Source organism: Gillisella vitis, from assembly GCF_021559775.1.
GTDB classification, from domain to species: Bacteria; Pseudomonadota; Alphaproteobacteria; order Rhizobiales; family Rhizobiaceae; genus Allorhizobium; species Allorhizobium ampelinum.
In genome coordinates this window covers 1-12,399 of sequence record NZ_CP056048.1, presented here as the reverse complement: position 1 = coordinate 12,399, position 12,399 = coordinate 1, and the positions used below count along the sequence as shown (strand labels likewise).

Below are 12,399 nucleotides of genomic sequence, written 5' to 3'. Positions count from 1 at the left end.
TGAATTTTAATTTTTCAAAGATCCGGTCAAACGCCGATCCCGCCGGTAAATTCTCGACAACGGGCGCTGAACGGATTGCCGAAGACCTGTTCAGGCGGCCCCTGTTCCTCAACCTGTCCTTGGTGCAGAAACATGACATGGCTTGAAACATCGCGGGCAAAGCGCATCTCATGGGTGACGAGCAGCATGGTGCGGCCTTCCTCGGCCAGATCCCGAATGACCTTCAGCACTTCACCAACCAGTTCCGGATCGAGCGCCGATGTTGGCTCATCGAACAACATGACGGCAGGCTCCACGCAGAGCGCCCGGGCAATGGCGGCACGCTGTTGCTGCCCACCGGATAGGAAAGCCGGATAAGCATCGCGTTTATCGTAGAGACCGACTTTATGCAGCAAGGCTTCAGCGCGTTCGATGGCTTCCGCGCGTTTGACGCCCATCACATGCACCGGCGCTTCGATAACATTCTCTAAAACTGTCCGATGCGCCCAGAGATTGAAGTTTTGAAACACCATCCCAAGTCCGGTCCGCAACCGCTCGACCTGACGCCAGCTGGCGGGCTTTGGCTCACCACGCCGCCCCAGCTTGATGGCAACCTCTTCACCATTGACGACGACGCGCCCTCGGTCCGGCATTTCCAGGAAGTTGATGCAGCGCAGGAACGTGCTTTTTCCAGACCCCGACGAACCAATAATTGAGATTACATCGCCCTTAGCAGCACACAGAGATACGCCCTTCAGAACTGGATTCGCTCCGAAACTCTTGTGGATGTCTTCCACCTCCAGGGCGAAAACGCCGCCATCTGTCATACAGGCTCCACTCCCCAAATGCTTGTCACAATAATCGCTTACTCAAGCAGTTTATGCGCGCAATTTCGAACTAGATTGCATATTTACCGCAGAAAATCCTTGCATCAAGCGGATAATCCTTGAAAAAATAACATGAAATGCACGTTTGGAGGATCATCCCATGGACCAATTGGATCGGTTCGATCGCCAGATCATCGATATCATTCAGAGAAATTGTCAGCTGAAGGCTGAGATTATTGCCGAACAGATCGGACTTTCTCTGTCTGCGGTACAAAGACGTCTGAAACGGCTGCGGGAAGAGGGGATCATCAAAAGTGAAGTGGCGGTGGTAGACCGCAAGATAACCGGCCATCCCATGGTGTTTATCGTCGGCATGGAGATTGAGCGCGACAATTACGATGCGCTTGCCCGCTTTCGTACCTGGTCGGAACGTCAGGATCATATTCAGCAGGTTTATTATGTAACCGGGCAGGTCGATTTGATCGCAATTGTCACTGCCCGGGATGTTGAGCATTACGACGATATCGCCGCCCTTATCATGGCTGAAAACCCGCAAATACGCCGAATGCATACCAATGTCGTGCTGCGGGATATCAAAATCGGGCTATTCGTACCGATGGCGAAATAGAGACAATCTCCTTCACCACCAGCAGAAACGCTAAAATGCCCAGGTCAGCAGGTTTCCAGCGGCGGTGACGAGATAATAGGTCACGACACCGGCGCCAGCTGCAACGAAGAGCGAAAAAATCACCACTAGGCCATCGCGCTCGGCAAGAGCGATAGCAATCAGGATGATTGCCAGCGCTGGAGCGGTATTGCCAAAGGGGATTGGCAGGGAGATCAGCACTGCCAGTACGAGAATGGGCAGCGCCAGGATCATTCGCGCCGTCTTGCCCGTGAGAAACGGCAGACGCCCGGCGATCAGCCAGCTTTCGAGTTTCAGCACCCAGGGCCGTCCAAGCAGCACCATTGTTTCCACAACCTTGAGCGACACTGTTCGCCGCGCAATGAAACCCGGAAGCCAGATCCGGTCTGCACCATACAACATTTGTACGGCAACAAATGCCAGGCAGGTGCCGAAAACCATCCCGAAAGGACCGGGCAGGGGGACCAGGGTCGGCAGGCAAAGCACCAGCAAGGTGAAGGCTATCCCGATTCGACCCCGCCGACCGATCAGTTCACCAATGGAAATACCACCACGCAAACGAGCAGTTTCCAGCACCTCCAACAGGAAGCCGGATCCCCGCACAATGTCGTCACCTGCGGCAGGACCGTGCTGTCGAGACATCATCATCATCTTAATCCGTGCAACCGCTATCCCGTAGCGCTTGCTGATGCGACGAGCGCAACGCAAGGTGAATATCGGCTGTGCTGATTGCCACCTCAGCCGACGCGAAATCTGCTTGAATTTTTTCAACAAGATCGAGATCACCAGGCAATCGATGATCCTCCACATGCAAGGCCTGGGCGTAAAGCACCAATTCCTGGCCGCGCAATCCCAGGCGCTCTCCGGCCCAGAACCCCGTCAAAACATTCCGACGGGCGCGGATTGTCAAGGTGGTATCGTCCTTTGGGCACCAATCCAGCCCTGAAACGCTCTGAACCATCGCATGTCCTCTGTCGTGAAGTTTTGTCATAACCTGTCCTTGTTCAAATCGTCTATACATCGCCGCCGGTCTCAGATCCAAGCAGTGAGAAGGCGGTCCGACATTCGGGAGAAATTTCCGAGACAACCGCAACCGGCGTAGTCCAGCCAAAAGAAATCCGTAAGCCAGAGGCAACAGCCCAGCTTGGATCATCAAGCGCTTGTTGTAATAACTTCGGAGCTGAATCTCGCACGCATGTTTGCGCCTGTTCTATTGTACTTGCCGATGAATTCATCGACGCCAGGCGACTGCGAAGATCCGCCTCTATCGGGTCGATCAGAAAAAAGCTGATCAAAGTGGCAAAGATTTCTGTAAACATAACCCTGCTCCTAGCGTAAGATATTCAAAAGCTTAGGGGCGGGGATACGGTATAACGGCAATCACGACCGGCGCGGTGCGAGATGTTTATCGCCATCGATGACAAGCAATTGACCTGGGAAAAAGCGCGCGAACCACCTGACAGAACCAAGACCATGGCTACAATCCTATGCCGGCGCATGTGTCGAAAACGGTCCGACATCGCAGAAGCGCCGGCGGCTACTGCCAGAGGGGCCCGGACCACGGGTTGACCTGAAGATGGAGCCGTAAGTCGTCTGTTTCAAGGCGTTTGCTCGGCAATTTCAAGGATTTTTCAGCCCAGAAAATCCACGACTATCCAAATCCCATATGCTGCAAAGCAGGTTTTCAAAGGAAAAGACTTAGGTTCACGATTCCTGTTGCTCGGTTTATGCGATACAAGACAAAGGAACCCATCCGGAGAAAAACCGAGGCCGCATGACCCAGAACAGCTATTTCACCAATTATGGGGGCCTGCCGCCCCAGACGCAGTTGCTTTCGGGCAAGGCTGTTTTCAAAACCGCCTATGCGGTCATTCCCAAAGGCGTGATGAGCGACATCGTCACCAGTCTTCTGCCGCATTGGGAAAAAACCCGCGCCTGGATCATCGCCAGACCCATGACAGGATTTTCGGAAACTTTTTCGCAATATGTAATGGAAGTCCAACCCGGAGGAGGCAGCATAAGACCGGAACCAGATGCTAAAGCCCAAACAGCGATCTTTGTAGTAGAAGGTGCGTTTAGACTTACTCTTGGAACCACTGAGCATGATCTTCGTGCCGGATCTTTCGCTTTTCTGCCGGCCGGTTCAACATGGACAGTTCTCAACACCAGCGACGCGCCGACAAAATTCCATTGGGTTCGCAAGACATTCCAAGCGGTAGACGGATTGGAGCCACCACCGGCAATCTTCACCCATGAAGACGAGCATGAAATTGCCATGATGCCTGACACCGGCGGGGCCTGGGGGACAACCCGGTTTATCGATCCAAATGATATACGCTATGACTTCCACCTGAATATCGTCAGCTTCCAACCTGGCGGCATCATTCCGTTCATGGAAACCCATGTGATGGAACACGGCCTCTATGTCCTGGAAGGCAAAGCCGTCTACCGACTGAACGACGACTGGGTCGAGGTGGAGGCCGGTGACTTCATGTGGTTGCGCGCCTTCTGCCCACAAGCCTGCTACGCTGGCGGTCCCGGCAGGTTCCGCTATCTGCTTTACAAGGATGTCAACAGACACGCCCGTTTGTGGCCTTGAGCCAGATCACTTCATCGGTGGGAAAATCGAAATGCGAGGGGTGGATATCCCTTCGCATTTCACAGATGAACCCACCCAAGCACATCATTAAAATTGATAATCAACATTATGGAACTAATTGAGTATTATCATGCGAAATGCAATCAAATTTGCATTGTAACAAGAAGCGGCAGATGATCTGAGGCCCGCCGTGCCAAAGGTGTATCGATAACCCGTGCTTCAAGGATATTTAATCCACCTGATATTAGAACATGGTCCAACCGCAGGAATGGAAAGCGAGATGGAAATGTCGGCTTCGACCGACTGAGGCTGTCGGACTTTAGGTTAGCTTTCGTGGCATCGGCCAATCTTGCCGTCAGGAGTTTAAAAGCTTTTGAATTCGGGACAGCATTCAAGTCGGCTGCGACCACAATGGGAGCATCTGCCTCCAGCAAAGGTCCGAGCCATTCCACGCCCAAAAGCGCCCTTGCCTGCTCTGCTCGCTCACCCGCCCGTAGGCCGAAATGTGTCACGCAGACGTTAACAGAAATTTTTCCAATCGATACCTCTACCAACAGAGCGCCCCTTTGCTCACCGCGTGATGGCAACATGCCCTGCTGGACGATCCGGGTCGGAAACCTGGTCAACAGTGCATCGCCATATCGTTCCTCAGCAACATTCAAGGCGGAATGAAAATGTGATTGCATGGTGAGATAGCCTGCGATCACGTCGGCTTGATCAATTCCTGAGGTTCGGTTTCGTCCGACATCCACTTCCTGAAGGCAGACAATATCTGCTTCGGTGGCTGCGACAACTTCGGCAATTCTGGCTGGATCAAGTCTTCTGTCTGTGCCGATACAGCTATGAATATTATAGGTAAGGAGACGAAATATGGAGCTCATTTCCATGGAACACCTTAGGCGGGAAATCGTTCCCTGTACGAAGAGCAACCTCGGAACGGATTTGATGCAAAAGAAGATTTTGTTGAATGGCATTTTCCTTGCTGCGACAGCAATAGCCCTCTGGCTGAGCTACCGGGCGCTGAGCAAATTCTCCCTCAACGATATCGAAATGTCATTGTCTGCCATCCCTTGGACAGGTTTTGCTCTGTCATTATTTTTTTGTGTCGTCTCCTATCTTTGTCTGACTGGCTTCGACTATCTTGGCATTCTTTATGCCGATTCTCGTTTGTCCTGGCGAAAAGCCGCGGTCGCGTCTTTTGTCAGCCTCTCTATCGGGCATAATGTCGGCTTGGCGGCGCTGTCCAGCGGTGCGGTCCGCTATCGGTATTACCGGCGCTGGGGCCTAAAAAACGAGGAAGTCGCCAAAATCATTCTCTTTTGCGGCGCAACCGTCGGAATCGGCTTGATAGGATTGGCCGGCATTTGCCTTGCCCTGTTTCCGCAGAGTGCGGCCAAGCTCGGCGGCATGGGGAGTTTTGCTGCTCGGCTGATTGGATTTGCCTGTCTGGCTGCAATTGGCATCTATCTCGTGGCCTCAGCCTGGCTGCGCGGTGAAATACGAATATACAAATGGTGCTTCTCACTGCCAACCCTGCCTATCGCCCTTGCCCAGGTTGCTGTTGGCATCGCCAATTTCACTGCCGTCGCCGCTTGTCTCTTTTGGTTGGCAAGATCGTCCGCAGGTTTTTTTGAAACGACAACCGCCTATGTCATGGCTAACCTCTCGGCGCTGGTTGCCCATGTTCCTGGTGGACTTGGCGTAATGGAAGCGACGATCTCATTCATCATGGGCAAAGACGCATCGATCGGCGCGCTCATTTCATTTCGCGTTGTGTATTTTTTCATTCCGCTGGCAATCGGCATCCCGGTCTTTGCCATCAGTGAATGGTATTATTCGCGCCTCGAACGCCGGAATAATTCCTCGTCAAATGAGACGGTGAAAGCAGCAACTCTTTGACGATGTCATAGGCTGCATTCATAAGAATACTAAGCCTCGCCATAGAAAAAGCTCTTGTGATTTACCAATCACAAGAGCTCTCGGTGGGGCTCAAAAATATAATTTAACTGTTGTTGGCAGAGATCCGCTGCTGTTGTCCATCGGCTTGGCTCAGTCCTGCCTTCGACATCGCCATGCGTCGGATTTTCTTGAGCATCGAAAATGGAATAGAAACCAACTGCAACGGCCACCAAGGTGCTTTTGGGTCCACAAGGCCCGTAGCAAAATGCAAACCTGTCTTGCCGTTCTCGTCACCGACAGGAAAAGATCGCAGCCCACGCAATCCAACGTTCACTCGATCCAAGGCGCGCACCAATGATCCGGCTTCTTGATGGGCTTTTGCCAAATCAGTGCTCAGCAGACCAAGATGCTCACCAAGCAGACCATTTCGCATGTCGGCCAGGATCTGCCGTTCTTTGTCGCTATGCATTTCGATGGCGACGTCAAGTTCCGTATCAAGGCCCACCGATCTCTGGTTCAGGTTCGACGATCCGACGCGAATGAAAACATCATCAACGATAATCAACTTGGCATGGACCAGGACTTCCTCGCACTTAGTATCGCGGCTCTCATCTGGGACAACTGGATAGAAAGCACGAAACCGACCAAATCGATCAGCTTGTCTAAGCTTGCGGATCATTCGGTCTCGATTTTCCCCCAGTACTTTTCTCTCTAGAAATCCATGCGAATTCAGCGTCGAAATCAATACGACCTCAGGACCATCCGGCTCACTCAATCGAGAAGCCAAAAGATCGGCTACATCTTTCGATGCAAAATATTGACTTTCTATATAGATAAGCTTCTCTGCCCGCGACAGGCAGTCAAGGGTCAGTTGTAACGTCTCACGAACGGATGTGCTTCTGCGAATTGCCGGTTCGGTCCGCGCAAAAGCGATGTCACAATTGCTAAATACATAGCGTGCAGCCGACGGAAAAGAATGAGAATAGCAGCGTGGACGCACGAGATCCTCACCTGTCGCCTGCCACCACCGACGCCTGGCGATTTCAGCCGCTACTTCGGCCGCTTCACCATCAACTGCCATTTGCACATCGTGAACCGGCTCATAGCGTTCGCCTTTTGGCGTGCAGCGTAAAGGTTGATCGGCCCGGTGCTCGGGCGTATCCCAGCGCTTGGCTGTCAGATCGATGCCGCCAATAAACGCCAGCGCATCGTCGATAACCACCATTTTCTGATGATGAGAACCTCGAACGGCATGCCGCGTATCAAGCCGCAAGTCGATCCTTGGATGCGACTTCAGTTCGGTGTTCCCGAGCATGCGCAGGGATTTTCCAGAATAGATTGGACCCATCGCCCAGACAAGAATGTGAATGGAGAGACGGCTATTGTTTTCGACAAGCGAAATAAGGAACTCACCTAAAGTGGGTGAAGCTTGATCTTCCGGTATAAGCTGGATGTCAGGGTTAAAGTCCCAACCGATGATGAATATCTGCTCCTGAGCGCGAGATAGAGAATCCGCAAGTGCGCGAAAATATTGCGCACCATCAATCAAAAATCCCGCCTTCGATGCAACACCCGTCTTCCAGGCATTATAGCCCACTCTGATCACCTGATCCGATCCAATGCGGTGATGGCTGCTGGCCTTCTCGAAACCCTGCATATTTCTGTATCCCAGCCGGATGATTGCGTACCCGAATTACGCTTCACTTGCCTGCTGCATCGTTACGGCCGTTGTCACGGTCGGAGTTGTCTACTTACGCTTCAGGACCATAAGGGTTCGCGTCATAGACAAACGCATTGCAGTGACATTTGTTCCGCCTCAATGCGCCGAAATTCCAAGCTCAGTGGAGCGAGCAGGGGAAACCTAAACTTCAAAAGGCTGCGACGGAAAGAAAGCCTCTGTCGCATCACCCCGTTCAGATTTTCCCAACGTCACCCAGCTTTAAGATTTGCTACGCGGCAGGTTTTTCTCGAGCGCTTGCAGCATAGGATAAACGCTGAACTGCCCTTGCTCTGCCTTATCGGTCAATGTCCGAAGATAACCGCCTGCGGAACGAATTGCTTCGGCGCGTTCAAGCATGACCGAAACGGTAATTGCGGCGGCCTGTTCACCCATTGCTTGTTTTGCCTTCAACCATGCATCAGGGGAGATGCCCAACATCGTCCTAACAGTGTCAGCCGCCCTGATCAAATCGCTCCATTCAGAAATCCCATCTTTGGCGTAATCGTTGATTTGTGGGCAAAGCGTTTTCAACCTTTTCAGGCTTACAGCCAATCTGCGTTGGTCGAGAGGAGGTGAAACCGGCTCCGCTGTTGTATGATCATTGCCGTTTTTATCAAATTTAAGATCTGATTTTGAATTCTGTTGATGACGCTCATTTTGACGATCATTGCCGCTCATTTCTTCTTCAGAAAGGCTTGAAAGGTAATCATTTTCCACCTTTGACAACATTGCGCGCAGCTCCTGCGCGAAAATTTGCATGTCGCTGCTGAATTTCATTCTTGTGCGCGTTTTGCAAAAAGACTGATAGCAAAGCAAATAGCTTTCCCAATCCCCTGCTCGTCCTTCTTCAAGGGCGAGTGTGATTATTTTGGAAATATCCCGGGATAGAACAGTGACCTCCCCTCGCAAGGCGCGGAACTGCTTGGCTTCCGCACGGGCGCTTTCGGCTGCGCTGTAAATTTCTTCTGCTTTCAGCACAAACGGCGCTAGATCGAAGCCGAATGCATCCTCAACTTCGCCAGTTTCATCTCTCCGGCAATAGCGCTTGCCATTGGCACTATCACGCCGAAAGATCATGCCTGCATCGACAAGGCAAGCTAGGTGCCTACGTATGGTCGCTGGCGCCATTCCTCTTGCACGAAAAGCCAATTCCCGGTTGGATGGAAAGACGATAACAGGCTCCCGGCCATCCAGCTCGCGCTCGGTGGTGAAGCTCACAAGCGCTTCAAGCAAGCAAATTGTCCGGTCACCCAGACCATAAACAGCACGCGCTTCGGTTAACGCGCGAAGCAATTGCCATTTGTCAGCGCGACCAGAAGAATTTGCGCCTTCGCTTTGCCGCAGAGCAGCTTGGCGTTCGCCAATGCGTGCTTGTCGCGCTAGGACACGACCAGACATCCGTCCGCCGCCAAAGGGCGTTGTTGCAGCTCGTTCCATAATGTCGCGTCCCCTCTACAAGGAGACAAGCAGGCCCAAATGACAAACACTGAAACTCAATCAACCCAACAGGACGGGTTAACGATCACCGAAATAGGATGGACTGAAGACCCTTCACTCTTTCGGCAATCCATCAATCGACTGCGCAATTTCTGACTTAAGACACAAGACCAAGAGAATATTTCGCAGCAGATTGAAGTGATACGGCATCCTATTGATAAAACGCAGGGATCCCGTCCGCACACGAATTCGTTGCTTGGTATCTCAAGGATCCAAGACAATTGAACTCACCACAGTATCGACAACCAACTGGTCGCATAAGCGAAATTGACCGTTTCCTGCGCTATAAAGCGAGATTTAAGACCAATCTTATCTCTTATAGAAACCACAGGTTTCCCACCTGAAATCCGAGGAGTTCAGCATATTATGCAACGGTCGATCTAACGGATAACTCCATAAATCGAACCAGACTTACGGAGAAATTGCGCAGCAGATCTAAAGATTACAGCATCTTATACGCATTTGATAAAACGCACGACGCCGTAAGCACCGCCACATTGTGGTCGATACTGTTCCATCATTTTGTCTAAGCACCATTATGGCCTGACGCTGCTACCAGCGCCGTAAAATCAAGACGCAAAAAGATACATCATGACCCACGAATATGAGGTCATGTCTTGACTTTTGGGGCCAGAAGTGATTCTCTTGAATTGCTACATAGAAGAGGGCTTCCGAAATGGTGACGTTTTGGGGCCTTTTTTCTTGTCTCGTATTGCTTCCTTCTCGTTGCACTTTACGGCGTCTTGCGTTCGATAAAACACAACGCGCCATAACCCGTTGTAACCTCTGCATAGTGTCCTCTTAAAATCCCTTGGGATTTAAGGGGCATGCAGCATTGCTGCAAAAATGCAGGTCTAAAGCATCCAGCAAAAGCCGGATGCAAACCCATTCTAGTCGTGTTCGCCGTCCAAATAGGCGGCATAAGCCGCCGCCAGACGCGTTTCGAACTGATCGACAAACCCCGGATTGGCCTCCGCCAGAAATTCAATCTTCAGCCGCCGCCCTTGCCGTCCAATACGGGCGAAGACACGGCCATCAGGCCCCCTGATGTCCTCAGGTTCTGGGCGCTCCACAGGAGCCTTACCGGACAGCGTATCGAATAGTTTCTGAAACCGCTCATCTGTGGCTGCGATCCGAAATCCGTCTGTAGACACCAATCCAGCCGCTTTCAGCTGCCCCTGCTCGCTCGAAAGCAATTGGCCAAGTGCCATCCATCTCTCGCGACCCGCCTTCGGAGCTGGTCCAACGGCACGAGCAAAGCGCTCTGGTACGCTTTCCGCCACCTGAATAAGCCGCGACAACTCGCTTTTTTGCACCGAAAGCGCTTCACCGATGACTTTTCTATCAAAACCACGATCGGCCAACGCCTTGGCAAACAAGGCACGCTCAATGAAGGTGAGATTGCGTCGCTCGGCATTTTCCTTGCCTTGCGCCAGCACAAGCTCGTCGTCGCTCAAGGGCCGGATAAGCGCCTTGACCGCGATACCGAGGCGCTTGGCAGCACTTAAGCGACGGTGACCATAGGCAACCTGATAGCGGTCGTCATTAAGAGGATGACGCCGCACGAGGATCGGAACCTGCTGGCCACTCTCGCGCATACTGGAAACCAGCGCGATGAAATCAGGATCGTCTCGTTCCTCGTCACTCAGACGATCTGAAACGAAGGACGCATCGATCTTATCCGTAGCAAGGGAAATGACCCTTTCGCCCTCATCAATCGCCTGCCGCAACGCACGCGCTTCCTCCGCCTCTCTGGTGATGGAGGACAACGTCAATCCCATTGCCTTTATCGCCCCGGAGGCTGCGCGCGCCACGGGCGCTGCGGGGGGCTGTTCTTCAACGGTGTCTGCGCTACGCGGTTCACCGGACGCCGTAGGTTGCGAAACAGAGGGTTCCGCAGTCTCTGAACTTGCCCCCGATCCTGGATCGGAAAACAGCGCGCGCAACTCGCTTTTTCGGTTTTTTCCAATCATTCTTTGCGTCCCCACGCCGTGTGGATCAACTGTTCGATTTCGGCATTTACCGATTCCAGCGCTTCAATCGCCCGGTCGTAAGTACCGCGACTGAAATTCTCGCGCCCGACTTCGTAAAGCGTCTGTTTGGTCAATCCGGCATCGGAAATCGCCGTGGATTTGACCATCGGAGAGGTCAACACTCGTTCCCCGAACAGCGACCGCAGAAAACCGACAATTTGCGCCTGAGGGCCGTCATTCGGCTCAAACCGGGTCACAAGATAGCGCAGAAAGTCGAAATTCAGCGTGCCGCCCGCTTCACGCACCACGCCGAGAAGATCCGATGTCATGAACAGGAACTGGCTCATGGACGCCACATCCAGCATTTGCGGATGCACGGTGACAATCACCGATGTCGATGCACAAAGCGCCGACAATGTCAGATATCCAAGCTGCGGCGGGCAGTCGATGACCACGACATCATAATCATCCGCTACGCTGTGCAAGGCATTCTGGACACGGGCAAAAAACAGGCTCTTGGCATCGCCCGTCTTTCGCTCCGCCAAGGCACGCGGCGTCACATGCTCAAATTCCTGCAACTCCAGATTGCCGGGCAGCAGGTCGAGATTGTGAAAATAGGTCTTGCGGATGATCTCCCGCAACGGCCTGACTTCATCGTCGTAGCGAATGGCGCCATAAATCGTGTCATTGCCGACCAGATCGAGTTCCGGCTGATAGCCGAACAAAGCCGACAGCGATGCCTGCGGATCGAGATCGACCGCTAGAACCCGGTGCCCGGTCATGGCCAGATATTGCGCCAGATGGACGGCCGAGGTGGTTTTACCGGAGCCACCCTTGAAATTTGTCACGGAAATGATCTGCAAATGCTCGCCACGTTCGGCATCACGCCATTTCACATAGGAACGGGCCTTGGAAACATTGCCTTTTATCATCGCCTGTTCCGCCAGGTAGTGGCGCAGAGCGTCAATATCAGAGAGCGAATAGTAACGGCGCCCCCCTGCCCCAACGACTGGCGCAGGGCCTTCACCGGCAAGCGACAATTGCCGCAAATAGCCGTCCGAGACTCCTACGAGACGCGCCGCCTCTCCAGATGTGAAAGTCCGCAGGGTTTTGCGCGACGATGGCGCAAACAACCGCTCCCGCATAGCCTTCAGCTGGGCTGAAAGGGCGCGCGCGTCTTCGGCAATGGTCTCATCGGCGGGGCGCAAATTCGTCTCCTGTTGTTCAGTCGCCGTGCTGGACGCAACCGCCATGATCAT

Annotated in this window: 12 protein-coding genes; 3 read left to right on the top strand and 9 right to left on the bottom strand. The window is 52.8% G+C overall.

Annotated elements, in window-relative coordinates; all coding sequences use genetic code 11:
- Positions 1–26: 26 nt before the first annotated feature.
- On the bottom strand, positions 27–806 hold the full coding sequence (locus tag AVCG78_RS17350; RefSeq protein WP_071207042.1) for an ABC transporter ATP-binding protein: 780 nt from the start codon (positions 804–806) through the stop codon (positions 27–29).
- Between the two features lie 160 nt (positions 807–966).
- Here AVCG78_RS17350 and AVCG78_RS17345 point away from each other — a divergent pair, with 160 nt between their 5' ends.
- Positions 967–1,434 carry an Lrp/AsnC family transcriptional regulator gene (locus tag AVCG78_RS17345; RefSeq protein ID WP_071207043.1) on the top strand — a complete coding sequence of 156 codons (468 nt, stop codon included), beginning with the start codon at positions 967–969 and terminating at the stop codon, positions 1,432–1,434.
- A gap of 30 nt (positions 1,435–1,464) precedes the next feature.
- On the opposite strand, the gene AVCG78_RS17340 is transcribed toward AVCG78_RS17345, so the two are convergent.
- From AVCG78_RS17340 to AVCG78_RS17330, 3 genes are read right to left on the bottom strand one after another with little or no spacing between them, the layout of a single operon-like run.
- Positions 1,465–2,103 (bottom strand): exopolysaccharide biosynthesis protein, encoded by a 639-nt coding sequence (locus AVCG78_RS17340; protein ID WP_081355284.1) that lies wholly within the window; start codon positions 2,101–2,103, stop codon positions 1,465–1,467.
- 1 nt (position 2,104) lies between these two features.
- Positions 2,105–2,413: an ATPase inhibitor subunit zeta gene (locus AVCG78_RS17335; protein WP_071207044.1), complete on the bottom strand. Its 309-nt coding sequence runs from the start codon at positions 2,411–2,413 to the stop codon at positions 2,105–2,107.
- A 52-nt stretch (positions 2,414–2,465) separates the two neighbouring features.
- Positions 2,466–2,771, bottom strand: coding sequence for a hypothetical protein (locus tag AVCG78_RS17330; RefSeq protein ID WP_174089731.1), 306 nt, complete (start codon positions 2,769–2,771; stop codon positions 2,466–2,468).
- A gap of 455 nt (positions 2,772–3,226) precedes the next feature.
- On the opposite strand from AVCG78_RS17330, the gene AVCG78_RS17325 reads away from it, so the two are divergent.
- Positions 3,227–4,051: a bifunctional allantoicase/(S)-ureidoglycine aminohydrolase gene (locus AVCG78_RS17325; protein ID WP_071207045.1), complete on the top strand. Its 825-nt coding sequence runs from the start codon at positions 3,227–3,229 to the stop codon at positions 4,049–4,051.
- Positions 4,052–4,194: 143 nt separating this feature from the next.
- On the opposite strand, the gene AVCG78_RS17320 is transcribed toward AVCG78_RS17325, so the two are convergent.
- Positions 4,195–4,932, bottom strand: a complete 738-nt coding sequence (locus tag AVCG78_RS17320; RefSeq protein WP_071207046.1) for an endonuclease/exonuclease/phosphatase family protein — start codon at positions 4,930–4,932, stop codon at positions 4,195–4,197.
- On the opposite strand from AVCG78_RS17320, the gene AVCG78_RS17315 reads away from it, so the two are divergent.
- Positions 4,922–5,950 carry a putative bifunctional lysylphosphatidylglycerol flippase/synthetase gene (locus AVCG78_RS17315; protein ID WP_234665009.1) on the top strand — a complete coding sequence of 343 codons (1,029 nt, stop codon included), beginning with the start codon at positions 4,922–4,924 and terminating at the stop codon, positions 5,948–5,950. The genes AVCG78_RS17320 and AVCG78_RS17315 overlap by 11 nt on opposite strands.
- A 103-nt stretch (positions 5,951–6,053) precedes the next feature.
- On the opposite strand, the gene AVCG78_RS17310 is transcribed toward AVCG78_RS17315, so the two are convergent.
- The 4 genes from AVCG78_RS17310 to repA all read right to left on the bottom strand — a co-directional run bounded on the left by AVCG78_RS17310 (position 6,054) and on the right by repA (position 12,399).
- On the bottom strand, positions 6,054–7,607 hold the full coding sequence (locus AVCG78_RS17310; RefSeq protein ID WP_071207047.1) for a phospholipase D-like domain-containing protein: 1,554 nt from the start codon (positions 7,605–7,607) through the stop codon (positions 6,054–6,056).
- Positions 7,608–7,889: 282 nt separating this feature from the next.
- Positions 7,890–9,107, bottom strand: coding sequence for a plasmid replication protein RepC (gene repC / locus AVCG78_RS17305; protein WP_081355286.1), 1,218 nt, complete (start codon positions 9,105–9,107; stop codon positions 7,890–7,892).
- A gap of 950 nt (positions 9,108–10,057) precedes the next feature.
- Positions 10,058–11,140, bottom strand: coding sequence for a plasmid partitioning protein RepB (repB, locus tag AVCG78_RS17300; RefSeq protein ID WP_071207049.1), 1,083 nt, complete (start codon positions 11,138–11,140; stop codon positions 10,058–10,060).
- The gene (gene repA, locus AVCG78_RS17295; RefSeq protein WP_012653445.1) at positions 11,137–12,399 is read right to left on the bottom strand and encodes a plasmid partitioning protein RepA; all 1,263 of its coding nucleotides are present in this window, start codon (positions 12,397–12,399) and stop codon (positions 11,137–11,139) included. The genes repB and repA overlap by 4 nt, the downstream gene beginning before the upstream one ends.